The organism is Pseudomonas sp., from assembly GCF_050739935.1.
In the GTDB taxonomy this organism is placed as follows: domain Bacteria; phylum Pseudomonadota; class Gammaproteobacteria; order Pseudomonadales; family Pseudomonadaceae; genus Aquipseudomonas.
The window spans coordinates 1-26131 of record NZ_JBOICF010000039.1 but is presented as its reverse complement, the minus strand read 5'-3'; the positions used below and the strand labels follow the sequence as shown (position 1 = coordinate 26131).

Genomic DNA, 26131 nt, shown 5'->3' with positions numbered 1-26131 from the left:
AGTGGAATGAGGCTTTACATCCCCGAACGGCCCGTTTTTTCGAACAACGCTCGCATCGCCACCAGCGACGGAGTGTGACTGCTGAAGCCCCCGTCGGCGACGAGCGTGGTGCCGGTGATGAACGACGACTCGTCGGATGCCAGGAACGCCACCACATCGGCGATCTGACGAGGCGTGCCCAGCTCCGGGGTCAGGTGGTTGTCGCGAATGATCGCCAGCAGCTCCGGCGGCATGGAGGCGTGGGCGTTGTCAGCCGGTGCCAGGCCGATCTGCACGGCGTTGGCGCGGATACCCTGTTTGCCGTACTGCGCGGCGATACTGCGCGGCAGCATCATCAACGCAGCCTTGGAGCAGGCATAACCGGTGAGCGACATGTCGCCCTGCATCCCCAGTCCTGACGTCGCGAAGATCACCGAGCCGGCCTTGCGCTCGAGCATCACGGCGATCGCGTACTTGGAACACAGCACCGCGCCGCGCAGGTTGACCGCGATGGCTCGATCCCAGGCCTGCATGTCGAGGTTGCAGATATCGCGGTCGCGCTGGCGTTGATCGACGCTGAGCACTGCGGCGTTGTTGTGCAGGATGTCGATACGCCCGAAACGCGCCTTGACCTGCGCGACCATGCCCTTGACGTGTTCCTCTGAAGATACATCGCAAGCAACGGCCAGAGCCTGCCCGCCCGATTCGCTCATCGAGCTTGCAACCTGTTCGGCGGCATCGCCGTTGATATCCACGATGACTACATGGGCGCCGTGGCTGGCCAACACCCGTGCGCACTCGGCGCCCAATCCGTTGCCGCCGCCGGTAACGATGGCGACCCGCTCTGCCAGTCTTGCTGTGCTCATGATCTTCTTTCCTGTCGTTGATCAGCGCTTCATTCGCCGGTGAAACGTGGCTCGCGACGCTCCGCGAACGCGAGTGCCGCTTCCCGCGCATCCTTGCTGGGCGCAAGTAACGCGAACAGATCCAGCTCCAGATCCAGCCCCTGTCTGAGGTCTAGCTCCAGAGCGGCCCGCGCCGCGCGCTTGACCGAAGCCGAGGCCGCGGGCGGTTTGGCGGCGATACGCCGGGCGAACGCCAGAACTTCATCGCGCAATGTCGCAGAATCATTGGCGAGTCGACTGACCAGGCCTATTTCCCGCGCCTCCAAGGCATTCATGCGGTCACCGGTGAGCAACATGTCTAGCGCGCGGCCCGGCGCGACGACGCGGGAAAGACGCTGTGTACCGCCACCGCCAGGTATCAGGCCCAGCCCGGTCTCGGGCAATGCGAACACGGCATTGGGCGCCGCGAAGCGGATATCGCAAGCCAGCGCCAACTCCAGCCCGCCGCCCATGCAATAGCCATGTATCGCGGCAATCACCGGCTTGGCGATGTTGTCCAGGCTGCCGATCCAGCGCGAGCCTTGCAGCCGTTGTCGCACTTGCAGCGCGGTTTCCTCACCGCGCCTCTCCTTGATATCGGCCCCGGTGCAAAACCCGCGCTCGCCCTCGCCACGAATCACGATGACACGGATCTGCGGATCGGCTTCAAGCTCGCGCAGCCCTTGCGGGGCGCCGTGACGAATCTGGTCGTTGATCGCGTTGATCTGTCCGGGACGGGTCAGCACCAGCCAACCCACCGCGCCATCGCGTTCGACGGAAACGGCTTCGTTGATGACGGTTCTGAGTTCCTGGTGCAAAGGCTCGGCACTCATCTCAGCACTCCTCGAACTCGAACAACTGGCCGTCCAGTTCCTTCGGATCGATACGAATCAAAGGTTTGCCACCCACGGCTTCGCTGGCTTCGATCCACATGAATGCCGTACCCCGCGCGCGCAGGTCTTCGGCCTTGGCCTCCAGACCGTGGACGCCAATGCGGATGTAGTAAGGACCAGGGCCCCAACTGTTCAGATAAAGCCCGACCTCACTGTCCCAACGGGTCGCTTCGATAACGTCCAGGGTTGCGCTGTTGGCCAGGGTGAAGCCCATGCGCGCGCGGCGATAACCTTCCTCATGCAAGGTCTGGATCGGGCCGCTTGGCCCCCAACCCAGATTGGCCGAGCAACGACGCAACGTGTCATCCAGATCACGCACCAGATAGCCGCGCGCGGTGACGCGCACCATATCGCCAGGCTTGAGATCCCGGGGCTGCACGGGTGGCTCTGCAAATGTCTCCGGCGGCATCTGCAACGGTTCCATAGGCATGATTTCGATGCACAGGCCGCCATCCACCGAAGGCTCGTAATACGGTTTTTCCGGGGTGACGCCGAGCCACAACCGATCGAACGGCATCTCGTCTGTGCGCTGCGCCATGCGGAACGGCAGACGCCGACGCATCAGTTTGTCTACCAATGCGTTGAACTTGTCGCCATGGATCGCCAGGACAATGGAGTGGGTGATCATCGGCCGATGCCGACCCTGGTATTGCTTGAGGCTTTCCAGGAAATCATGGAACAGCGGATCGCCGGGATTGGGCTTGTCCAGGTGCCATTGCGGTTCGACACGGGTCGGCGATACCGCCAGCGACTTGTGAACCCGCAGGAAGTGCGCGATGTAAGGATGGTTATCGAACGCCTGACGCCAGCGCTCGTGTTTATGGATACCCAGTTTGTCGACCAGTTTCTCGGTCATGGCATCCGGGTCCGGCACCATCATGTCGGCACTCATCAACAACTCGAACATACCCTTTCCCCTTGTGCTGTTTCGCTTTTCCCGCTGGTCTGGCAGCGGTTGTCTTTATGGATTGGCTGCTACCAGCCGTGTCGTGGCAACGGCGTGTCAATGGGCGACGACGGCGGCCGAATGTGTTCTGGGACGATCCTTGGGCGTAGCCGACTCCGTGGCGTCGAGCGTGCTGGCCTGCTGGTGTTCGCTGTCGCTGCGAAGCTTCGGATTGAGCAGGTAATGGGACAGCGCCGGAATCAGGACCAGCGCGCCGAGCATGTTCCACAGGAACATGAAGGTCAGGAGGATCCCCATATCAGCCTGGAACTTGATCGGTGACCAGGCCCACGTGATGACACCAGCCGCCATGGTCAGGCCGATCAAGGCGACCACGCGTCCAGTGAAATCCAGCGAACGGCGATAAGCCGTGGCCAGCGAGCCGCCGCGCTGCTGTACGGCCAGTTGCACGCTCAACAGATACAGCGCGTAATCGACGCCAACCCCTACCCCGACGGCGATCACCGGCAGTGTCGCGACCTTCAGGCCGATGCCCAGCCAGACCATCAAGGCCTTGCAGATGATCGTGGTCATGACCAGCGGAATCAGCGCCACCAGCGTCGCGCGCCAGCTGCGGAAAGTCAGCAGGCACAGCAGCGCGGTGGCGCCATACACCGCGAAATACATGGTAACGATGCCTTTTTCGACCTCGATGTTGGTCGCGGCCTCGATCCCTGCGTTGCCGGCCGCCAGAAGAAACTGCGGCTGATCAGCAGCGCCGGAGGCTTTACTCTGACCGGCGAAATCTTGGGCCACATTGAGCACCCGGTTGAGGGTGTCGGCCTTGTGATCGGCCAGATAGGCGATTAGCGGCGTGACCGAACATTTCTGGTTGGTGATGCCAGGCTGGGAGATCATCGCCGCATCCACCGAAGCGTTGGTGATGGCCTGGTCCCGGCTGATCGTCAACCACTTGCCGCTGCCTTCGGCCATGCCGGAGGTAATGAACCGCACTGCTTCGGGCAAAGAGTTTGTGGTTTGCACGCCAGCGGTCTGCCGCAGACGCCATGCCAGGCGATCCATGGCCTGCAAGGCCGGGTAAAGGCGGCAACTGTCCTCGGGGGTGGTCATGATCACCACGAACTGGTCATTGGAGAGCCCGTAGTTTTTCGAGATGAATGCACTGTCCTGGTTGTAGCGTGAATCCGGACGCAATTCCGGCGCGCCGGGATCGAGGTCGCCGACTTTCAGGTGCATCATTACCGCGCTGCCACCGGCAGTCACCAGCAGGGATACGACAATCACCAGGGTCGCCCAGCGCCGTTCGGTGAAGCGGTCGAGCCCGCGCCAGATCTTGCCCAGAATGCCTTTGTTCGCCTCCCCGGCACGGTCCTTCTCGATCGCAATGCGCGCCGCTCGCTGACTGACGCCCAGATAGGACAACGCCACGGGAATCAGCAACAGCTTGGTGAAGATCAATACCGCAACACCGATGCTGGTGGTCAGCGCCAGGTCGCGAATCACTGGAATATCGATGATCACTAACACGGCAAAACCGACGATGTTGGTCAGCAGCGCGGTCAAGCCGGTCAGGAACAGGCGCCTGAACGTATAACGCGCGGCAATGTACTTGTGCGTACCGCGGCCGATGTCCTGCAGGATTCCGTTCATCTTCTGCGTGCCATGGGACAGGCCGATGGCGAAGATCAGAAATGGCACCAGAATCGAATACGGGTCCAGTGAGTAGCCCAGCAACTCCATCAGACCCAGCAGCCAGATCACCCCGGCTATTGCGACGCCCACCAGCAGCAGCGTACTGCGCAAGCAGCGGGTGTAGAGATAAACGAACAGTGCAGCGATGACCACCGAGATCCCAAAGAACATCATCACGGCATACAGGCCATCGATCAGGTCGCCGACCAGCTTGCTGAACCCGACGATGTGAATGCCGATCTTGTCACTCTGCAATGAGCGAATCTGGCTCTCCAGCTGTTTGGAGAAGTCCCCGTAATTCAAAGGCTGGCCGGTCTGTGGATTGGTTTCCAGCAATGGCGCGACGATCATGCTCGACTGGCTGTTGTTGGCCACCAGGTTGCCGATGATGTTGGCCCGGGCAATGTTCTGTCGCAGCTTGTCAATGGATGCCGCGCTGCCGTTGTAATCGGCAGGCATCACGGCACCGCCCTCGATACCTTCCTCGGTGACTTCCTTCCAGCGCACGATGGGCATCCACAACGACTTCATCCACGACCGGTCGACGCCGGGGATCAGATACAGCGTGTCGTTGACCTTCTGCAGTGCCTGCAGGTATTCGGGATCGTAGATATCGCCGGTCTTGTTCTCGACCACGATGCGAATGGTGTTGCCCAGCCCGGGCAGTTCGCTTTTGTAGGCCAGGTAGTTCTTGATATAGGGGCTGGCGCTGGGAATCATTTTCTCGAAACTGGCGTTGACCTGAAGACGGGTGGCGAAGAACCCGAGAATCAGCGTCGCCAGCAAGCAGGCGATGATCACCGGAATACGGTTGTTGAAGATGATGCGCTCCAGCCGCCCACCGGACTTCATGTCGAAGTCCTTGAGCTCTGCGATCACCGGCATTCCGCTGTTGTATTTTTGCTCTACCATCGCTGCGTTCCCGTTGAAAATGCTTGCCAGCCAAACAGCTGTCGTTGCCGTTGCAATGCGTTGCCAAACTCACTGGGCAGTGGCGATATCCACGACCTTGGCGCCTGTAAATCGCGATACCAGCAGTTGTCCCGGTTTGCCGGTCCCGCTGGCGCCATAAACCTCACCGCCCTCGACCCCACGCAACGTGCTGACCTTGAGCGTTTCGGGATCGAGGGTCACCAGCTCACCGCCCTGCCCGACCAGCAGCCATTGCTTACCTTGATCGACGACGCTCATCAGACTTGAGCCGATGCCGGTCTCGATCTTCTGCCACTGCTGCCCATCGTCGCGGCTGGCGTACAGGTTCCCCCGCAGACCATGAGCCAACAGTAGATCGTCGAAGGCCGTCACGCCGAATAGGGTTCCGGCGTATGGCAGTTCCAGGTGCGTGAAACGCTCGCCGGAGACGTCCTGCCTGAGCAGCAGTCCTTGTTCGCCGCTGATGTAAAACACGCCGTCGCGCTGCGCCAAGCCATACAGGTGCATGCGCCGGTCGTTGTCGCTGCGCTCGATCCACGGCTGCCAGTGAGCGCCGTTGTCACTGCTATGCAGCAACATGCCGAACGCGCCCACGACGAAACCGTTGCCGTGTGCATCGAACAGCACATCCAGAAAGGGCGCGGCGAGTACCCCCGGCGTGGCGGTGGTGCTGGTGGCAGTGGCGGTTTCGTTGACGATCCGGGCCGCATCCTCGTCGCCCTTGTCGGCCAGCGGTTGATAGTAGTCAGCCAGCAACTTGATCAGGCTGCGGCCGTCAAGCTGTACCGTCCAGCTCTGGCCCGCGTCGCTGCTGTGCATGACCAGCGAATCGTGGCCGACGATCCAGCCATTGCGATCATCGATGAAACGCACCTGGACCAGATCGCTGGAAACAGGACTCGACACTTGTTGCCAGCTCTGCCCATGGTCCGAGGAACGCTGTATGACGCCATGCGGACCGACTGCGACCAATGCGTCGCCAACCCGCGCCACCGAGAGAGTCGGTACCGGCAAACGCTCGTCGACCGATTGCGCCGGCGCGTCCAGCACCTCGCTGTTAGCGCTCGTTTGTGCCGCCCGCACGGGCTGCATGGCGGCTATGAGGCAGGCAGTCAGCAGGCAGGCGCGCGCGGCGGTGAACCACGGGCGCGATGATTTTTCCTTGGCCAGTACGGCGTGGCAAACGGTATGAGGTTCAGAGCTGATCATTATTTTTATCCTCATCCGGGCGACCTGGACTGGTCACCCGATGGCATTGCTCTACGGTTCGTTCGCCGGATCGAGACTGCGCAATGCGCCCGATCTGGCCTTCACGCCAACCGTTCCTGCCTCAACGTTGCGTGACGCGAGCAACCACGGCTTCCATGTTCATGTCACGTTCGGCCAACGGTTTTTCGACGAATTTGTACCCACCCTTCAAACCGTCGTTAAGCAACGCGTACATCCCTTTGTTGAAGTCGTAGACGACGTTCTTGACGTTGTAGGGAATGGTCTTGTCGTAAAGTTGCACGCCGCTGAGGAAGATCGAGCGATACAGCGCGCCGCTCTTGTCCCATGCGTCATACAGGCCCACGCCATAGGTGTCTTCATCGAGGTAATAGGTCCGTTTGCCATACACGTGGCGCATGCCCGGCTTGAGCGTTGCTTCGACGACCCACACCCGGTGCAGCTCCCAGCGTTCGTATTCCGGATTGGCGAAGTGCGGCTTGAACTGATCGTCCTGTTTTGCCGTGAAGTAGAACTTGTAGGCGTTGTACGGGATGTACATTTCCTTGCGACCGACCAGCTTGTAATCGAAGCGGTCCTGGCTGCCGGAAAACATCTGCAGTTCATCAAACAGAGTCACCCCGCCCTGGCTGGCTACCGGCGTATCGAAGTTGAATTCGGGAGCCAGTTTCACCCGGCGCTGGCCCGGCGAGTAGCTGTATGAACGGCGTGCCTTGGCCTGCGGGTCAAGATAATCGTTGAGCATCACCACTTCGCCCGAACGCCGCGCCGGATAGTCGTTTCGCGAGAAGACCCGGGCGTACAGGGTCGGATCGCGATCTTGCTGGTTGACCTGGTAGTACGGGGTTTCTTCGAAAGTAGCCTGCTCGGCGGTCTTGGTAATCGCGCCATTGGAGTCGACCACCCAGCTGTTGGACGACGACGTGGTCGAGTAACCGGTACCGATCTTGTAACGCAGTTGCTGGTTCCACATCACCTCGTTGCCGGTCTTGGGGATCGGAAACGGCAGTCCGCCGCGGCATGCGGTGTCGACTGCCAGACCATTTTTCTGGATCTGGCAGTTGGTGGCATTGCGCGCCGAAGCATCAAGCACCGCTTTCGGGTACGCCGTGGTGCGGTGAGTCGGATAGATGTCCAGGTAGTAATCGGGGTATTTCTTGAGCAGGGTTTTCTGCCCTTCGCTGAGTTTTTCGGCGTATTTGTCGACGTTTTTCGAGTCGATTCGAAACAGAGGCTTCTCATCCTTGAACGGATCTACCCAAAAACCGCTGTCGGGTTTGAAGCCTGCCGGGGCCGCGGTCAGGCCGCCGGTATAGGCCGGAATGCTGCCATCGGCGTTGCCCGCCAACAGGGCGCCGAAGGGGGTCAGCGTCTTCCCGATTTCCGCTGCCTCATTGGCCGGTACCGCTGCGAGGCTGCAGGTGGCGAATCCCGTCAACACCAGGGATAAGGCAAGTTGTCGCTTCATACACACTTACTCCGATTCTTATTGGATTTGTCAGAATGAGGTCTTGAACGTGAAGGCAAGCCAGCCACGATCGGTGCCGCCAACGGCGCCGTTACCGCCGATGGTGTTATTTGCCAGATTTTTCGAACGCGCGTCGGTATCTGCATAACGCAGGCCAAACTCGTACAGTTGCGCGTAGGTGAACTTGACGCCGAGCGAGTAGGACAACGCGCCTTCGTTACCACCACCGGCAGTGGCCGCGTTGCCGTGCAAGCCGTAGTTGACGGTCAGCGGTACGTCCAGGTCCCACGACGGGAAAATTGAAATGTATTGCGGGGTGTAGTTGACTGCCACCGCGTAGTAGTTTTTCGAAGAACAACCATCCGACTCACTACCGGAGCCGGCGATGCCCGGGGTCCGGCCATTGGTACAGGCGGCGGTGCCGACGCCTTTGTACAGCTCGTCGTGTTCAGTGACACGCAGCAGATGGCTGTAGGCAAACTCCCCGACCAGTGTCGCGTTCTCCGCAATGAAGTTACGTGGCACGCCGTACACCGCGTTGGCGATGAAATGAAGCGTATCGCCACGAGGCCCTTCGTTATCGACGGCGCTGACGCCGGTGGCATTTAGCGCGCCGTTCATGCGGTAGGACAATTCGGAACCCACCGCCACGGTGTTGATCACCCGGGCAAAGCTCAGGCCCGCCAGCTTCACGCCACGCGGATAGACCACGCGATACAGACCCGAACTCGCTTTGACCTGCGGGGCAAGCCAGGGTTGATAGTCGTCGAACTCGCGATAGTAAGCACCGAAAGTGGACTCCAGCTCTTCGACATTGAGCTTGGCCATCACGCCCCAGTTACGTCCGTCGCGACCGAAGCGCGAATTCTGACGCTGGAGCACTGAGCCATTGGCCGCCAATGGCAGGCGATCAGGCCCCTCGAACAATGGGTCGGCCCCACCGAAATAGGTTCCGCCGTAGGGAATGCGAGTGGGTTCCCATTCATAGAAGTACTGACCGGCTACCGAAAGACTGTCGGTCACCTGAGCCTTGGCCGATACCTGCCCGACCGGCAGGAACACTTCCTTGGTTTCGATACCCGGGCTGGTGGCTGCTTTTACGCCATCGCTCGGCGCCTGGGAGTAGGAAACCGCGTGGGCGCCGAATAACAGGCCTTCGCCCCAATAGTTAGTGTGACGACCGGCCTTCACGTTGACAGGGGTATCTCCAATGTTGAAGTTGCGCCACAGGAAGGCATCGAGAATTTCGCCGGAAGGCCCGCGGACGTAGCGGTTCACTTCGCCACTGTAATGATCGTTCTGATAGCTGGTGGAGTAGCCGGCGACGCGACTTTTTACATCGTCGTCGTGGTAGGCCTGGTCATACCAACCGGCGGCGCTGAGGCGTGCACCCCAGTCGTTCAGGTAGGAGAAGTCGATTTCGGTTAACACATCCAGCCGATTTGTCACGATATCGCCCCGATCGAACTTGCCGTCCGACTCGTCATAGTTCGGGGTATTCATGATGCGGCTGTTCTGCCCATCGGTACGCATGCCCAGGTTGTAACGGACCGTGTTATCCCAGCGCAAGCGGTAGTCAGGGTTAGGCAAATCGAAGGACGCGGCCAAAGCAGACTGTCCGCATCCCAGCACCAACAGCGTGATAGCACCCTGGGTCAGCGCGCAGCGACCCAGGTTGGTCATCTCTTTCATACAAACTACCTTTTATTTTTATTTTCAGTCGTTTATGTGCATCCAGGCCCTGCTGCTCCGCGCTCTGTCCCGCAGGATAGATCGCTTTTTCGTTTCAGGCCGGACGATTGGCCACTGAGGTTTGCATCACCTCTGTTTACCGCTACCTCGTCAGCTGAATCTCAAGGTAAATGATCTGATTCTGAAATTCCACATAAAGATTCACATTCTTTATACAGAATTTAAAGAATCGTTTAGCGCTCCCCTTCCTCACCTTGCAGCCGCTCGCTACAGAGGCAATACTGCACACAATTAATATTATTGTTCAATTAAAGTTTTTGCATGGACGTATCCTGATGTTTCGGCTCGCAGGAGACTTAATCGCTTCAGCCAAACATGCTCTAGCCTGCCTTTCGAGGCGAAATGCGACACTCCAAACAAAAAGAGAGAAATTGATGAATATCGATCTGAGCACCAAGCGCGTCATCGTCACGGGTGGTTCAAGAGGCATCGGCCTGGCGATCGCCAAGGCTTTCGCTGTCGAAGGCGCACGTGTCGCGATCTGCGCTCGTAGCGAACAAGCAGTCAATGAAGCGGGCCAGGTTCTCGCGGCGCAGGCGCAAGCCGTCATCGCAAGGGCTGTGGATGTCACCGATACGGCTGCAGTGCAGGCATTCGTGTCAAAGGTGGTGCAGGCGTGGGGCGGGGTCGATGTGCTGGTCAATAACGCAGGTCAGGGACGCGGCGGCAATCTGGACACCCTCACACCGGAAGCCATTCTCGAGCACGCCAATGTGTTGCAGATGGGCCATTTTCGTTTCGTCCAGGCGGTCGTCCCGCATATGCGTGAACAGCGATGGGGACGAATCATCGAAATCAATGCGCTGGCGGGCGCGATCCCGACACCGGACGGCATCCCATCGGTGATCAATCGGGCGTCCTGCATTGCGCTGTCGAAAACCCTCGGCATGTCGCTGCCCAAGGACAACATTCTGGTGAACAGTCTGAACATGGGCTGGATCGACACCGGCCAATGGGACCGTCACTACAAGGAAATGGGCCCGGGCGTGAGTCGCGAGGAATTCGACGCAATGGTGATGAAAGTCGTCCCTCTCGGACGCTATGGCAAGCCTGAGGATGTCGCCGGAATGGCGCTGTTTCTGGCGAGCGAGTACGCGAGTTTCATCAGTGCGGCCTCCATCGATATCGCCGGGGGCATGGGCGGACAAATCGCCTACTTCCCTCAGCTCAAGCGTGACTTCGCCGCCATGATCAAGGCGCGCAATGCCGATCGGCAATAAGCCCTGATGGGGAACGAGCCGCGCCGGGCGCGGCTCGCAATGGCGCTTGTACGCCTAGACCACAGGGGTTGGCACACTCAGCTTCAGTAGCTCTATCGCGTTGGCGCTGCGAATGCGTTCACGCTCTTCCTGGCTCAGCCCAAGGCCCTCTGTCAGGTCGCCATGATCGTATGCGCCGCCGAAGTTGGTGCCGTAAAGCAGTCGGTGGCTGCCCACCACTTCTGCCACGGCGCGACGTAGTGCCGGCGCATGGACGTCCAGGTCGAAGTAGAAGTTGTCCATGTAGTCCATCAGCGGACGTTTATTCCTTGAGTCCGGTGCCATGGCTCGATTCAGCTCGCTCAGCCGCCCCAGCTGAAACACCGCCATACCGCCCGCGTGAGTGATGTAGGTTTTGAGATTGGGGAAAACGTCCAGCGCACCGCCGTTGATCAGGTACCAGAAGAACAGGGTCTCATCCACGCAATCGCCGACGATCGAACTGGTCTCGAACTTGTCCTGCGTATGACGCTCGCCCAGCCAGATCGACTGGTTGTATCCGTGCACCATGATCGGCACATCAAGCTCGGACAGTTTTTCCCAGACTGGAAACAGTTTCTCGTCATGGGCTTCAAGCCCGTTGAAATTGGCGCCTCCCACGCAGACGCCCTTGGCACCCAGGACCCTGACCGCGCGATCGATTTCACGAGCCGCTGTCTCGGGCTCGGCGATGTTGGCGTGGCACCAGAAATCGAAATGCTCTGGATCGGCGCGACAGAACGCTGCGATCTCGTCGTTGCAGATTCGCGTGTATTCGGAGCCGAACTCGCCAGCCCAATACATGAACGCGTGGGATGGCGTTGACAACACAAGCTTGTCCACGCCCCGCTCGGCCATAAGTGCCCGCCGGCTGGCATGGGTCATCCTGGCAAGCAGATTGGCCTCGGCTTCTTCGTCCGTCGCGGCCTTGGCGGGCTGTTTGGTACCCAGTGAGAAATGCCCCACGGTCAGGCCCTGGGTCTTCATGAATGGCCCCCAGAACTCGTGCTGGTTGAGCATTCCCTTGGTGAGCAAATGTGCATGGACATCGATGAGCATGGTCTTCTCCTTCTTGTTGTAATTATCCAGGTTCACGGCTGATAACCGGCATTGCAGCGCCGGGGAGTGATCGAGCAAGGAAGTTCAAGGTCAACCGGTGCAGGCCATGATCAAAAATTGCCGGAAGGCCTGCGCCGGCTCGCTCAGTTTTTTCTGCGGGTGCCAGATCAACCCGAGCTCCATGGGCGGAATGGCGTCGGCCAGCGGGCGAATATCGATTTTCTTGCCCTCCAGCGACCACGCCCGGTAGAGCATGTCGGACAGAATCGTCACCCCGAATCCATGGGCCACCAACCCGCGCAGCGCTTCCATCGATGAGGTGCGAAGCGCGACCCGAGGCGTCACGCCTTTTTCCTGCCAGTAACGCTGGGTGGACACCTCCCCCTCGTCCACCGTGGCGAGGATGTACGCATGCTCCGCGACATCGTCCAGGCGGGGTAAGGCCTCGCTCGCCAAGGGATGCTGGTTCGACAGCCACAGGCGCCTGGGTGAACGGATCAGCACGCGGTGTTCGAAAACGTGCAGGTGCTGGGTGTTGGAGACGATGGTCAATCCCAGATCGAGTTCGCCTTGGGCGACAGCGCTTTCAATGTTCACGCGGTCAAGGTCCAGCAGATCGACTTCAATCTGCGGATAGCTGCGCTTGAACCTTGCCAGCAACGACGGCAGAAAATAGCCGAGCACCGTATACGACGCTCCGACCCGCACGCTCCCGGCGATGGCATGACTGAGAAACAATGGCTCACTCAAGGCGTCTTGCAGCGTTTCAAGAATATGCCGCGAATGCTGCACGAACTTGTGCCCTTCGGCTGTTAGCGCGACGCCGTGAGGCAGCCGATCAAAAAGACTTACCCCCAGAACTTCTTCGAGCTGCAGCACCGCGGCAGTCACTGCCGATTGCGACACGTGAACCCTCAATGCGGCCTGAGAGAACTGACCCGCGTCGGCTGCGGCCACGAAATAGCGCAACTGACGCAGGGAGACGTCGCTGGTTCGCGCCATCGGTCAACCGCGAACCCGCGCAGTGATCTTGGCGTGCGGACCTGAGACCTGATCGGCCCAGGCCTGACCTGCCTGCTCCAGGGTGTAGTCAGCGTAATCGACGTGAATCCGCTGTTCGCGCGCGGTACGCAGCAAGCGTTCCCATATCTGCCGGCGGTCTGCCGGTGGACGTTGACCGGTACCAATGCAGGACAGGTTGCGGAACAGAAGGTCTGCGATATCCAGCTCGATCTTGCGGCCTGCCCCGGTGCCGATGGTCATGATCCGCGCCCCACGATTGGTCGCCTTGAGCGACGACAGCAGCGGTTGACCGCAGACCAGGTCCAGGACCACATCGAAGCCGCCCTCGGCCGCATCCTTCAACGCCGCGCTGTCATCGTCCCCGCCCAGTCGCACAACTTGGTCGGCAAAACCACGGGATTTGAGACCGGCCAGCGCCTCGGCGGAACGGGCGGCACCGACGACGCGTCCGGCACCCAACAGTCGTGCCAGTTGCAGGGCAATCAGACCAAGGGTTCCGGTCGCCCCCAGAATCAGCACCTTTTCGCCCTTCTGAATATTGGCCAGCTCCAGCGGAACCACTGCACCGGTGGCGGCGATGCCCATACTGATCGCGGTCTTGTCGTCGACGTCGTCCGGAACCTCCCACACCTCCTCGACCGGCACCAGGGTTCTCTCGGCCCAGGCGCCGAAAGGCTGGATCGAGCGCTCGCCGAAATACACGCGCCTGCCATCGGCACTACGGCCCACGCCCTCACCACGGATGACACAGGGATAGCTGACCCCCAGCCGATAAGCGCCCAGCACGTCCCAACCGCCCAGGCCCGCGGTGTCCATATCGATCAGCACACACCCGTCTTGCGGCTGAGGCTCGGGGAACTGCTCGACGACAGGTGGGGCATTGCGCTCATGAATGACAGCAGCACGCATGGTTCGGACTCCTCTTATTGTTGTAGTCAGCAATTGGACTTGGCGAAATAATAGAACAGATTTTGCAATTGTGTCTCACATTTTAATGCGCTACGTTAACTGCCGTGCTTCAGGTATCGGTTTTTCAAATAGCGTCCGCGCAATTTTGTGATTTTACGATTCAACCCTGCATCGCCAGACTCGCCGACATAACAGCCGTGCCCTCGAAGGCACGGGTATAACAAGACCGGAGAACGCCATGTCCGCTGCACCTTCGTTGGAAGACAAATATGTTCAGCTCACGGGCAAGGTCCTGCTCACCGGCATTCAGGCGCTAGTGCGCCTGCCGTTGATGCAGCGCCAGCGGGACCTGGCCAATGGGCTGAATACGGCCGGGTTCATTTCAGGCTATCGCGGCTCGCCGCTGGGCGGGTTCGATCAGGCGCTGTGGAAGGCTCGCGAGCACCTCAAAGCCCATCACACGGTGTTCAATCCGGGCGTCAACGAAGACCTCGCGGCGACCTCGGTCTGGGGCACCCAGCAGGTGAATATTTTCGAAGGCGCGACCTACGATGGCGTGTTCGGCATGTGGTACGGCAAGGGGCCGGGCGTGGATCGCTGCGGCGACGTGTTCCGCCATGCCAACGCGGCGGGCACGTCCCGATTCGGCGGGGTCCTGGCGGTGGCGGGCGACGACCACGGTGCGCGCAGCTCGTCCCTGCCCCACCAGACCGAGCATGTGTTCAAGGCTGTGATGATGCCGGTACTGGCGCCGGCCGGTGTGCAGGAATACCTGGACTACGGGCTGCATGGCTGGGCCATGTCGCGCTACTCCGGGTGCTGGGTGGCCCTCAAGGCGGTGGCCGATACCGTCGAGAGCGCGGCCATCGTCGACCTTGATCCGGACCGGGTGCAACCGGTCATTCCGGACATTGCCCTGCCCGAAGGCGGCCTCAACATTCGCTGGCCCGACCCGCCACTGGCCCAGGAAAAACGCCTGATCGAGCACAAGCTCTATGCCGCGCTGGCCTATGCGCGGGCCAACGGCCTCGACCGTGTGGTGATGGACGCTGCCAGACCTCGTATCGGCATCATCACGTCTGGCAAGTCTTACCTGGACGTGTGTCAGGCCCTGAAACTGCTTGGGATCGACGAGACGCTTGCCCAACAGATCGGGCTGCGGGTCTACAAAGTGGGGATGATCTGGCCGCTGGACGCCGAGGGCGTGAGGCAGTTCGCCCAGGGGCTGGAAGAAATCATCGTGGTCGAAGAGAAGCGCCACTTACTCGAGTACCAGCTCAAAGAGGAACTCTATAACTGGCGCGAAGATGTCCGCCCGCGCATCGTCGGCAAATTCGACGAAAAAGGTGAATGGAGCCTGCCGCACACGGGCTGGTTGCTGCCTGCCGTGGGTGAGTTGACGCCATCGCACATCGCCCGTGCGTTGGCGCGGCGCATATTGCGGGTTCATCCAAATGGCCCGCTGCAGGTGCGCCTGGCCGTGCTGGATGCACAGCTGGCTGGCAGCCAGGCCCCGGCCAATCTGATGGATCGGGTACCCCATTACTGCTCGGGTTGTCCACACAACACCTCGACCAAGGTGCCTGCCGGCAGTCGCGCGCTGGCGGGCATCGGCTGCCACTACATGGCCGCGTGGATCTACCCGCAGACACAGACATTCAGCCAGATGGGCGGCGAAGGCGTGGCCTGGATCGGTCAGGCGCCGTTTACCCGCACGCCCCATGTGTTCGCTAACCTTGGTGATGGCACCTACTTCCATTCCGGACTCCTGGCGATTCGCGCCGCAGTCGCGGCGAAGGTGCCGATGACCTACAAGATTCTCTACAACGACGCGGTGGCCATGACCGGCGGTCAGCCGGTGGACGGCACCCTGAGCGTCGCCCGGATCAGCCGCCAACTGGCAGCCGAGGGCGTGCAGCGAATCGTGGTGGTGACCGACGAGGTCGAGCGTTACGAGGGCGTGACTGATCTTGCGCCGGATGTACCGGTCTACCCTCGCGAGCACATGGAGGACATTCAGGAGCAGCTCCGCGAATACCCCGGCGTGTCCGCGCTGATTTACGATCAGACCTGCGCCGCCGAAAAACGTCGTCGACGCAAGCGTGACAAGTTCGCGGATCCGGCGCGGCGTGTACTCATCAATGAGTCGGTCTGCGAAGGCTGTGGCGACTGCAGCAGTCAGTCCAATTGCATGTCGGTGGTGCCGGTCGAAACCGAATTCGGGCGCAAGCGGGAAATCGATCAGTCGTCCTGCAACAAGGACTTTTCATGCCTGTCAGGCTTTTGCCCCAGCTTTGTCACTGTCGAGGGTGGCAGGCCTCGCAAACCCAAGGCGCTGGCCGACGATGTCCAGGAACAGTGGGTGCTTCCAGACCCACCCTCACCCGCGCTCGATCAGCCCTACAGCATTCTGGTCACGGGCGTCGGCGGCACGGGTGTCGTCACCATTGGTGCGTTGCTGGGCATGGCCGCGTTCATCGAGGGCAAAGGCGTATTGAATCTGGACATGGCCGGCATGGCGCAAAAAGGTGGTGCAGTGTGGTCGCACATCCGCATTGCTCAACACCAGGAACAGCTCCATGCACCACGCATCGCCGAGGGCGAAGTCGATTTACTGCTCGGCTGCGATCTGGTGGTCAGCGCCAGTGGTGAAACGCTGGTCAAACTGCGTCATGAAGTAACCCACGCGCTGATCAATACCGAACAGAGCGTCACCAGCGCTTTCGTGCGCCGGTTTGCCGCACAGGCTGAAAGCGGCGACCTGGAAAGCCATCCCGATCCGGTGTTTCGCAGCCAGGACATGGCGCGGCAGATCAATGAAGCAGTGGGCGAAAACCAGGCGCTGTTCGTCGATGCCAGCCGGCTGGCAACCGCCCTGATGGGCGACTCCATTGCGACCAACACCTTCATGCTCGGCTTTGCCTTCCAGAAGGGCTGGCTGCCTGTGGGCGAGCCAGCTTTGATGCAAGCCATCGAATTGAACGGGACAGCCGTCGAGTTCAATCGTACGGCGTTCCTCTGGGGGCGGCGCGCGGCGGTGGACATGCCGCGCCTGGTTGCACGGCTGCAAACCCTCAAGGTCCAGGGCACCGATCGCGAAATGGCGCAGACCTTGGAGCAGCGCATCGATCGTCGCGTCGACTACCTGACTCACTACCAGAACGCCGCCTACGCCAGACGCTATCGCCAGCGAGTGGAGCGCTTCGCGGTGGCCGAGACCATACTGACGGGGCAACCCGGTGCATTGACTGAATCAGTGGCGCGTCATTACTTCAAGGTGCTGGCGATCAAGGATGAATACGAGGTTGCCAGACTGTACAGCAATGGCGAATTCCTGAAGAAGGTTCACGCGGACTTCGAAGGTGACTACAGCTTGCGGTTTCACCTCGCCCCGCCGCTGCTGCACAAGGCTGTCAACGGTGTAGCGCCAGGCAAGAGCAGTTACGGGCCGTGGATGATGAAAGGTTTCAAGGTGCTCGCACGCCTCAAATGGCTGCGCAACACCTGGCTCGATCCTTTTGGGCGCACCCATGAACGCAAGATCGAGCTGCAGTGGCTGGCCGATTACGAGTCGCTGCTCGACGAACTGCTGCCCCCACTCAACGCCGATAACCTCCCGTTGGCGGTGTCACTGGCCGACCTGCCTGATGCCGTGCGCGGTTTCGGCCCGATACGCGAACGTTATCTGGAACATGCACGGCAACGTTTGGCCGCCTTGCTGGAGCAATGGCATGGCACTGACGCGGCCAATGCGAACAGCAGCGGCGTGATCGAGGTGCAGCCTGCGCGGATTCGCGTGACCCAGTTGTAATCCAGTCTGTGCCCGCCGGCCTGCGCCAGGCCGCCGGGCGCACATTCACCGTTCCTTTTCGAGGTGCTACTCATGCAGGCTCTCGCCACGCAAGACGTCATGCCTACCGGTACGACACGCTCACCCCATGAACTGATCCGCAGCACAGCCCTGCAAATGTTCGTCGAGCGCGGCTATCAATCCGTCAGCCTTCGTCAACTGGCGAGCGCCATCGGCATGCAGGCGGGCTCGCTCTATAACCACATCGAGAGCAAGGATGCGCTGCTTTTCGAGTTGATCGAAGCCTATGAAACCGACCTGCTGCAGGCGCTGCCAGGCAAATTGCTCATCCTGTGCGATCCGCTCAAGGCGCTCAACGCGTTCATCAAGAGCCACGTCGCCTTTACCTTTGAGCACCGCCAACGCTGGCTCCTCGCCCGCCTGGAATACCGTTGCCTGACGGCCAGTCAGCAAGGCAGGATTCACGCACTGCGCCAGGACACCGCCGAGCGACTGGGGGCCATTTTGCAAGCGGGGATGGACCAGGGACGCTTCGTCAAGGTGCCCGTCAAGACGATGGTCCCGTGCATGCTGGCGATGCTCAACGAGATCAGCAGCTGGCACAGTCCCGGTCACACCAGCTCGCTGACCACCACGGTGGGCCTGCACACCAAAATGATCCATGCCGTGCTGCTGCCTACCGCAATGCCGACGGCTACCGGCTCAACTGAGCATTAACATGCCGCCGTCCACCGGCAGGGTCTGGCCGGTGATGAAACGTGATCCCTCGCCCGCCAGGAACACCAGCAGCGGTGCGAGATCGGTGCAGGCGTCTCCCAGGCGCCCGCCGAGCGGAATATGCGTAGCCATGAACGCGTCATGCTGCTCAAGCTGTTGCGGGCTCATGCTGGCGCGGGTGGCGTCGTACATGGGTGTCCACATGGCTGGGGCGATGGCATTCACGGTAATGCCCAGCGGTCCCCACTCACGGGCGACAGTGCGGGTCCACGCCAGCACCGCGCCCTTGCTCGCCGCGTAGTGCGCCTTGCCCGGCTGTCCCATGACTCCGGCGGCAGAGGCGAAATTGATGATCCGGCCACCTGCGTCTTTCATCAGTCCATAGGCCGCCCGATTGGTCAGGAAGGTGCCTCTGGCATTTACCGCGAACACCTGCTCCCACTGATCCAGCTCGATGTCCTGTGCCATGGCGTTGGGAGCGATCCCGGCGGCGTGAACGAGCACGTCCAGTCCGCCCAGCCGCTGGGCCGCCCAGGCAAACGCTTCGTCCACCGACTGGCTTTGGGCAGTGTCGCACTGGCGGTGAAAGACCCACCCCGGCCCGTGATCGCTTGCCAGGTCCTGTTGGTTGACGATGTCCAGGCTGATGACGCGCGCCCCCTGTTCGACATAGGCGCTGACCACCGCTGCGCCGATGCCTCGAGCCCCGCCGGTGACGATGATGTTCTTGCCATCGAGTTGTCGGTCAATTGCCATTTGCTGCCTCCCATAAAAAGCGTTCAGGGCTCCCCGGCCATGCGCACGCGGGCCTGTTCGAACAGGCGCAAGGCACTCGCGTGGTGGGTCAATGCGGTATCCATGGGGGATTTTCCGGCACAGGCTCTTGCATAGCTGCCTTCGAGCAAAATGCCGAGCTTGAAACCCGCTAGCACGATGTACCAGGTCAGATCGTCCAGGTTACGTGTCGTGGCGTGGCGGTAGTGTTCGATGAGCGCCTGGACCGTTGCAAATCCCTCCCAGGGTTGAACGTGAATGGTTCCCGCGCCTCGCCCATCGGCACCGGGCCAGGTCACCAGCAACCAGCCAAGGTCAAGCAAAGGATCGCCGATCGTCGCCAGTTCCCAATCGACGATGGCGGCGATCTCGGCGTTGTGCAGGCTGAACATCACGTTGTTTAGGTGGTAGTCGCCATGCAGAATGCCTGGCGAAAACTGCGCCGGGCAACGCTGCTCCAGCCATTTTGCGATAACCCCGACATCAGGCAGGCTCTGGGTGCCAGGCCAGCCCTGGTAATCGTGATAGCCCTCAAGCTGCGACAGCCATCGCTGAACCTGACGCTGCAAAAAACCTTCGGGCTTGCCGAAACCCTCGAGGCCCACCTGTCGGTAGTCGACCTCGCCGAGCTTGAGTAATGCGTCAACCATGGCAAAGCCCATGCGCTGACGCATGCGCGGATCGTTGGCATGCAGCGCCGGCATCCCTGCGCTGGCATTGAAACCTGCGACAGGCTCCATCAGATAAAAGCCTGCCCCAAGCACCGAAGGGTCATCACAGGCTGCAATCAACGCCGCATGGGGCACCGAAGTATCGGCCAGTGCCGCGAGTACTCGCGCTTCGCGCGCGATGGTCCTGCTGCCATCCTGACGGGGATGCTGCGGCGGGCGACGCAATACGTATTCGCGTCCATCCCGCACAAGGTGCAACAGCAAGTTTTGGGTGCCGCCGGTCAGGCGCCGCGGGTGTTCGATCGGGCCACTGCCCAGCCCCTGCCGATCCATCCAGTCAGCCAGACGGCGCAGATCGACCAGCGCCTGCCAAGCGATGCCGGTCATGCGTCACCGCCGGCGAGCGCCAAGGACTCCAGTGCCCCATGAAATTTTTCCCGCGCAGCCCGTGCTGCGGTTGGCCGGTGGCAGGCGGGAAACATGTCGGTTTCAGCGCTGTAGTCGCGCAGCACCTGTCGGGCCAGAGTGATTTTGTGCACTTCAGTCGGCCCGTCGGCCAAGCCCATCTGAAAGGAGCGGATGATCAACCCGGCAAACGGCATCTCGTCGCTCACGCCAAGGCACCCGTGAATCTGCAACGCCCGAGCTGCAATGTCATGCAGGACCTTGGGCATGGCGGCCTTCACGGCGGCAATGTCTTTGCGAACCTTGAGGTAGTCCTGGTACTTGTCGATGCGCCACGCCGTGCGCATGACCAACAGGCGAAACTGTTCCAGCTCGATCCACGAGTCAGCGATCTTCTCCTGCACCATCTGTTTGTCCGCCAGGCGGCTGCCCTGTGTGCTGCGAGACAATGCACGCTGACACAGTGCATCGAATGCCTTGCGCGCCTGGCCGATGACGCGCATCGCATGATGCACGCGCCCGCCACCGAGCCTGACCTGCGCCACCACGAAAGCCTGACCTGGCTCGCCCAGCATGCTGTCGGCGGGCAGTCGCACGCCGTCGAATTTCAGGTACGCGTGGGTAGCCTGCGGGTCGTCGGCGATCCCCACGTTGCGCTCGATGGTCAAGCCCGGTGCATCGGCGGGCACGATGAACATCGACATCGTGCCGTGCCCTCCCTGCTCAGGATCGGTCACCGCCATGACAATGAGAAAAGAGGCGTAGCGCGCGTTGGAGGCGAACCATTTCTCGCCATTGAGCACCCAGCCATCGCCCTCCCGCGTAGCACGGGTGGTGAATACACTCGGGTCCGCCCCGCCCTGGGGTTCGGTCATGGCGAAGCACGAGACGATCGAGCCATCCAGTAACGGCTGCAAATACCGGCGTTTCTGTTCGACGCTGCCGAAATGCGCAAGGATCTCGCCATTCCCCGAATCAGGCGCCTGGCAACCGAAGACGATGGGCGCGAACAAGGCGCGTCCGAGAATCTCGTTGATCAGTGCAAGACGAACCTGCCCATACCCGGCCCCTCCCAGCTCCGGCCCCAGATGACAGGCCCACAACCGACGTTCACGTACCTGCGCCTGCAGCGGCGGAACCAATAACTGGAACAGCGGATCGTGAATGTCCCAAGGGCTGCCCAGGACATGCTCCAGAGGCTCGACTTCCTCGCGCACGAATCTGTCGATCCAGTCCAGTTCTGCCTGAAAATCGGCATCGGTTTCAAAGTCCCAGGCCATGAGCCCTCCTCGTCTGTTCGCAATCCTGAATCAAGCCAGCAGCATCCCGCCGTCGACCAGCAAGGTCTGCCCGAGCATGTAGGCGGCCAATGGCGAAGCGAGAAAAATAGCCACATTGGCCATGTCCTGGGGCGTGCCCAGGCGTCCCAAGGGAATGGCGCGCAAAGCGCCTTCGAGACGCTTGGGGTTGTCGGTCGTGACGCGCGTCAGCTTGGTCTGTACCAGCCCCGGTGCAATGCCGTTGACCCTTATGCCATCGCGGGCCCACGCCTCGCCCAGGGTGCGGGTGAGCCCGAAAGCGCCCGTCTTCGAAGCGTTATAGGCCGGGTTGCCGCGGGTGGAATGAAAGGCCGCCGCCGAGCTGATGATGATCATGGCTCCCTGCGCGGCCTTGAGCTGCGCATGAAACTTGCGCGCGCAGCTCATCAGGCTGATGAGGTTGACCTCAACGACATGACTGAACCCCTCGGGCTCGAACTCCTGCCGGTCATACAGCACGGTGCCCTGGGCCTGAACCAACACATCCAGGCGCTCGAACGGCGTGGGCGCAGCATCGATCTGCGTCGCCTTTGCCACGTCGACTTGCCAATAATGCAACCCTTCAAGGCATGCATCGGGCGAGTCGGCGTAGTCATCGGCGCTGGGGCGCGTTCCCCAGACATACACCGTTGCACCGCGCTCCAGAAAACTGCGCGCAATGCCATTGCCGATCCCGCTGGACCCGCCGATCACCAGTACCGTTTTGCCGCTGAAATCCAGTTCCTCCATTGCGCTTGCTCCTCGATGACCCGTTGCATTCAAAGGCGCAGCACGCCCGCCTCGACCAGGCGCTGCTGTTCACTGTCGTCAAAACCCAACTCGGCCAGCACTTCACGACTGTGCTGCCCCAAGGCCGGAGGGGCACGATCGAGCTTGAGCGGCAAATTGCCAAAATCCCAAAAGCCGCCCACCTGTTGCAGATCGCCGTATACCGGATGGGGATAGTGAGCGTGCAAGCCCGCCGCAGCGTGCTGTGGATCGTCCAGGAATGCGTCGCGCTGATCCTGGCGCACCGCTTCGGCTGCGATCCCGTGGCGCTTGAGTTCGGCAATGGCTTGGCCACGGGTTCGGCTCAGGAACCACACGCCGGGTTCGGCCCCAAGCAAGGCCAACAGACGCGCAGCTTCATCGCCGTGCAGTGCCGCGACGGCCAGCCAGGCATCGTCGCCGCACACATAGAGGCGATGCACCGCGCTGAGGCCGGTCTGCGCACTGTCCAGGACATCCACTTCGGTGATGGACCCGTCATCCAGTGCGACGGCTTCGGCCATCGTCAACAGCGTCGCCCCCAACAGCGACGAGGCGACCATCTGCCCCTCTCCCGTGCGGTTGCGGGCGTAGACGCCGAGCAGCAATGCATACAGGGACGACAAACCGGCAAAAAAGTCGCCGACACCAAAGCGCAGCCATTGCGGAGGATTGCCTTCGCCACCCTGCGCGGTTTCCCAGCCAGACGCGGCCTGCATCAGTTGATCGAAGCCGGGCCAGTCCGCACGAGGGCCATCAGGACCATAGGCGCTGACGTGGCAGTAGAGCAGCGAGGGATTGATCGCGCTCAGGCTCGGGTAATCGACCTTGAGCTTGCGCGCGGCCGGCAGGCGCATGTTGTGATGAACGACATCAGCCCAGCGCACCAGCGCCTCGACTACAGGCTGGGCTGCAGCCTCTCCCAACTTCAATGCAACGCCACGCTTGCCGCGCTGGGTACCGCTGAAAGTGCGTTCCAGTCGGCGCATGGCATCGCCGTTGGGCGACTCGACCTTGATCACCTGCGCCCCCAGGTCAGCCAGCAGCATGCAGGCAAACGGCCCCGCGAGATAAGCCCCCAGATCCAGCACCTTCAAGCCATCCAGCGGTGGCAGGTGACACGGGGAGGCGCCGGCCACCACGGGTGCCGGGGAACGCGCTTCGATGCTGTGGATGCCCTCGCTGCCAAGACTCGACGGACCGCGCAGCCTGGCAGGCGGTTGCACCGAGTAACAAGGCCCCGGCTGCAGCGTCATGCCACGCAGTGGGTCGTTCACCTTCACGACATAGCCGTTGATCCGGGCCTGCTCGTCGAAGTAGACCGCACCAAACGGCGCTGCGATTTGCGCCGCGACGTCCCATTGCCAGAGATGCTCGACCCATTCCTGTGCGGGACGCGTGGCAAAAATGTGCCGGTTGGCGCCAAAGTTAGGCGCCACGTGACTCTCCGGCCAGGCGGCATTAAGCCGCGCAACTTCAGCAGGGCCCAGCGCTTCGAGCGCATGCGCCATCAGCGGGGCCTTGTCCGGGGAATAATGCACATGCAGCCAGCGGCCATCGCTGCAGCGGTGCAACGGGATGGGGATGTGCTTATCCAGCCCTTTTGCAAAAACGGGGGTGGGCGTCTGGGCTCGGGACCAATGCATGCTCATGGGCACCAGGGCCGCCTGCGCCAGACTCGTGTGAGCGACACCGCCACGACCATCCCGGTCGCGGGCGATCAGCCGCGCCATGACGCCGACCACGCACAACCAGCAGGCAATCCAGTTGGCGAAGGGCATGCGCACGAACACCGGCCCCGGACGATGGCCAGGCTGCTCGTCCAGCAAACCTAGGCGTGCCAGTACCAGCGTCTCCCTCGGCACGGCGTCTGCCAGGGCATGACGTGCTGGCCAGCCGCCAATGGCCGACACCACCAGCGAGGGGAACCGTCGTTTCAGCGACCCATCGTCGAGTCCGTTAGAAGCGGCCTGCGCCGGGGTCAGTTGGTGAATGAACACGTCCGCGCTCTCGAGCAACGTCAACAGCTGCGCAACGGATTCCAGCGAGACATGGCGCTTGCCACGATTGAGAACCGAAAACAAAGCACCGCCGCGCTCGAGCGGTTGTGAAGCCAGCTCGACCTTGATCACCTCGGCACCGCTTTCGCTGAGCTGCAGTCCCGCCGCAGACCCCGCAATCCCTTCACAGAACTCGATCACGCGCAGTGAGTCCAGCACACCATCGTTCATCTTTGTCCCACCCGATTTTGAATGTCAGCTCATCGGTCATCACCTTTGAGCCATGTCGCGTCTGGATGAGAGTGAGGAATAGCACGATTCCATAATGGGAATTAAATTCTTAATGTAGAATAAACGATGTGAATATGTTTGGTGTGCGAGCGATGTGGATACCCCACAGATACCTAGCCACGTTAGTAGCGTTTGTGCTGGCGTACTCCCAGTTCAGAAGGCAGTGATAGGCAGGAGAAAACTAGCGTGTGAGGGATGGGTTCCGTTGCGCCAGTCCGTGCAAGGTAAAACGGGCCTGGGTCAGCGCGATATCGTTGGCCAGCCTCATCTGGCTGCGACTGACGTTTTCCTGGCCCAGGGCTGTCGCCAACCTGGGTTTATGCGCTCGAAATGCCAGTCCCTGGGTAAACAAGGCCATGGCGTGCAGGATCGTACGCTCGTCTTCAAGAGCGAACCCGGACAGGCGAGCAATCAGCTGCCGCATTACCGAGTCGATGCGCCCTTTGAATTTTTGCTCGAAGGCAACCGTCGCGCTTGGGGGGCACGGCCCCGCCTGCTGACGATCGAAAAACGCACGCCACGCTTTTCTATGGTGGGTGTCTTCCTGAGTAACGAGCACCGCTGCAAGAATCCCCAGAGCCGCTTCGATCAATCGCTGATCGTCGCTGGTTCTGTCGGAAGCGGCCATTTCCGCCGCTTCAACCGCAGCGCCCATCTTCTGCCACAACAGTGTGATCAAGTGCTCGACGCACTGCAGATACACACCTTCCTTGCTGTCGAAATAATATTGAATGGCAGGCGCATTGACCTCGGCGGCTTTGGCAATGTCACGGGTCGAGGCGCCCTCATAACCGCGTCTTCCAAATACCTCGACGGCAGCCATGAGAATGGCAGCACGGGTGCTTTCACCGCGCTGATAACCGCCCTTCGTTGCCGGTTTGTGCCTTGCCATCTGCTGCTCCACGCCCTGTTTTCCATGACCCTATGGTAATGCGCATGAACTTGCGAAGGTGCGAGTTCTCAAGACGATGAAATCATGCTGACGCCCGGCCGTAGATGAAAAGAGACCGTGCAGACTCCCTAGTTCGAAACCCAGGCCCGCAGGATGATATCTCGCACTGCCGAGATGGCCGGATCATTCTCGCCGTCGCGCCAGATGGAGTGGATCTCATACTGTGTCTGGGTCTGTACAGGTTTGAAGATGACATTCTCGAAACAGGCGTTGCGCGAGTCTTCGGGAACGATCGCAACGCCCATCCCGGCGCTGACCAGCGACACCGAGCGGGACGTCCTTTCGATCAGCACCACGCCCAGTTGCTGTTCCAGCAACTGGATCTGTCTGCTCAGAAGACCGTGGCCTCCGTGGTCGGCATCGGCGGCATGGCGGGCGGCCTGGGTGGCGTGGTCATGACCAAGATCGGCGGCTGGGTGTTCGACTACTACAAGTCCATCAATGACATTCACACCGGCTACATGATCATGTTCGCCATCT

Annotated in this window: 20 protein-coding genes and 1 pseudogene; 4 read left to right on the top strand and 17 right to left on the bottom strand. The window is 60.9% G+C overall.

Translation table 11 applies throughout. From position 1 onward, the window contains the following. Positions 1–14: 14 nt before the first annotated feature. The 7 genes from ACRER8_RS06370 to ACRER8_RS06340 all read right to left on the bottom strand — a co-directional run bounded on the left by ACRER8_RS06370 (position 15) and on the right by ACRER8_RS06340 (position 9675). A complete protein-coding gene (locus tag ACRER8_RS06370) occupies positions 15–845 on the bottom strand; it encodes an SDR family NAD(P)-dependent oxidoreductase (protein WP_431745499.1) in 831 nt (276 codons plus the stop codon). 29 nt (positions 846–874) lie between these two features. Next, a complete protein-coding gene (locus tag ACRER8_RS06365) occupies positions 875–1696 on the bottom strand; it encodes an enoyl-CoA hydratase/isomerase family protein (RefSeq protein ID WP_431745498.1) in 822 nt (273 codons plus the stop codon). Position 1697: 1 nt separating this feature from the next. Beyond that, positions 1698–2663: a lactoylglutathione lyase gene (locus ACRER8_RS06360; protein WP_431745497.1), complete on the bottom strand. Its 966-nt coding sequence runs from the start codon at positions 2661–2663 to the stop codon at positions 1698–1700. A gap of 96 nt (positions 2664–2759) precedes the next feature. After that, the gene (locus ACRER8_RS06355) at positions 2760–5267 is read right to left on the bottom strand and encodes an efflux RND transporter permease subunit (protein ID WP_431745496.1); all 2508 of its coding nucleotides are present in this window, start codon (positions 5265–5267) and stop codon (positions 2760–2762) included. A 69-nt stretch (positions 5268–5336) separates the two neighbouring features. Continuing rightward, the gene (locus ACRER8_RS06350; protein WP_431745495.1) at positions 5337–6497 is read right to left on the bottom strand and encodes a WD40/YVTN/BNR-like repeat-containing protein; all 1161 of its coding nucleotides are present in this window, start codon (positions 6495–6497) and stop codon (positions 5337–5339) included. A 121-nt stretch (positions 6498–6618) separates the two neighbouring features. Further along, positions 6619–7983 carry a DUF1329 domain-containing protein gene (locus tag ACRER8_RS06345; RefSeq protein WP_431745494.1) on the bottom strand — a complete coding sequence of 455 codons (1365 nt, stop codon included), beginning with the start codon at positions 7981–7983 and terminating at the stop codon, positions 6619–6621. Between the two features lie 30 nt (positions 7984–8013). Then, positions 8014–9675: a DUF1302 domain-containing protein gene (locus ACRER8_RS06340; RefSeq protein WP_431745493.1), complete on the bottom strand. Its 1662-nt coding sequence runs from the start codon at positions 9673–9675 to the stop codon at positions 8014–8016. Positions 9676–10109: 434 nt separating this feature from the next. On the opposite strand from ACRER8_RS06340, the gene ACRER8_RS06335 reads away from it, so the two are divergent. Beyond that, on the top strand, positions 10110–10955 hold the full coding sequence (locus ACRER8_RS06335) for an SDR family oxidoreductase (protein ID WP_431745492.1): 846 nt from the start codon (positions 10110–10112) through the stop codon (positions 10953–10955). A gap of 54 nt (positions 10956–11009) precedes the next feature. Here ACRER8_RS06335 and ACRER8_RS06330 read toward each other — a convergent pair whose 3' ends face one another. The 3 genes from ACRER8_RS06330 to ACRER8_RS06320 all read right to left on the bottom strand — a co-directional run bounded on the left by ACRER8_RS06330 (position 11010) and on the right by ACRER8_RS06320 (position 13964). Continuing rightward, the gene (locus tag ACRER8_RS06330; RefSeq protein WP_431745491.1) at positions 11010–12032 is read right to left on the bottom strand and encodes an amidohydrolase family protein; all 1023 of its coding nucleotides are present in this window, start codon (positions 12030–12032) and stop codon (positions 11010–11012) included. 90 nt (positions 12033–12122) lie between these two features. Further along, positions 12123–13034 (bottom strand): LysR family transcriptional regulator, encoded by a 912-nt coding sequence (locus ACRER8_RS06325; RefSeq protein WP_431745490.1) that lies wholly within the window; start codon positions 13032–13034, stop codon positions 12123–12125. 3 nt (positions 13035–13037) lie between these two features. After that, entirely contained in the window at positions 13038–13964 is a 927-nt protein-coding gene (locus ACRER8_RS06320; protein ID WP_431745489.1) for a quinone oxidoreductase family protein, read from the bottom strand. Between the two features lie 217 nt (positions 13965–14181). Here ACRER8_RS06320 and ACRER8_RS06315 point away from each other — a divergent pair, with 217 nt between their 5' ends. Further along, positions 14182–17775, top strand: coding sequence for an indolepyruvate ferredoxin oxidoreductase family protein (locus ACRER8_RS06315; RefSeq protein ID WP_431745540.1), 3594 nt, complete (start codon positions 14182–14184; stop codon positions 17773–17775). A gap of 72 nt (positions 17776–17847) precedes the next feature. Continuing rightward, complete coding sequence (locus ACRER8_RS06310) at positions 17848–18492, top strand: TetR/AcrR family transcriptional regulator (RefSeq protein WP_431745488.1); 645 nt, start codon at positions 17848–17850, stop codon at positions 18490–18492. Here the strand turns inward: ACRER8_RS06310 and ACRER8_RS06305 are convergent. The 7 genes from ACRER8_RS06305 to ACRER8_RS06275 form a co-directional block, all read right to left on the bottom strand. Then, positions 18478–19248, bottom strand: a complete 771-nt coding sequence (locus tag ACRER8_RS06305) for an SDR family NAD(P)-dependent oxidoreductase (protein WP_431745487.1) — start codon at positions 19246–19248, stop codon at positions 18478–18480. The genes ACRER8_RS06310 and ACRER8_RS06305 overlap by 15 nt on opposite strands. Before the next feature lie 23 nt (positions 19249–19271). After that, a complete protein-coding gene (locus tag ACRER8_RS06300) occupies positions 19272–20324 on the bottom strand; it encodes a phosphotransferase family protein (RefSeq protein WP_431745486.1) in 1053 nt (350 codons plus the stop codon). Continuing rightward, positions 20321–21622 (bottom strand): acyl-CoA dehydrogenase family protein, encoded by a 1302-nt coding sequence (locus tag ACRER8_RS06295; RefSeq protein WP_431745485.1) that lies wholly within the window; start codon positions 21620–21622, stop codon positions 20321–20323. Before ACRER8_RS06295 ends, ACRER8_RS06300 begins: the two co-directional genes overlap by 4 nt. A gap of 30 nt (positions 21623–21652) precedes the next feature. After that, the gene (locus tag ACRER8_RS06290) at positions 21653–22390 is read right to left on the bottom strand and encodes an SDR family NAD(P)-dependent oxidoreductase (RefSeq protein WP_431745484.1); all 738 of its coding nucleotides are present in this window, start codon (positions 22388–22390) and stop codon (positions 21653–21655) included. Positions 22391–22419: 29 nt separating this feature from the next. Continuing rightward, complete coding sequence (locus tag ACRER8_RS06285) at positions 22420–24639, bottom strand: CoA transferase (RefSeq protein ID WP_431745483.1); 2220 nt, start codon at positions 24637–24639, stop codon at positions 22420–22422. A 241-nt stretch (positions 24640–24880) separates the two neighbouring features. Beyond that, positions 24881–25591 (bottom strand): CerR family C-terminal domain-containing protein, encoded by a 711-nt coding sequence (locus tag ACRER8_RS06280; protein ID WP_431745482.1) that lies wholly within the window; start codon positions 25589–25591, stop codon positions 24881–24883. Between the two features lie 128 nt (positions 25592–25719). Further along, on the bottom strand, positions 25720–25968 hold the full coding sequence (locus tag ACRER8_RS06275; RefSeq protein WP_431745481.1) for a LysR substrate-binding domain-containing protein: 249 nt from the start codon (positions 25966–25968) through the stop codon (positions 25720–25722). Between the two features lie 3 nt (positions 25969–25971). Here ACRER8_RS06275 and ACRER8_RS06270 point away from each other — a divergent pair. After that, positions 25972–26131, top strand: a pseudogene (locus ACRER8_RS06270) (MFS transporter); the annotation flags it as partial.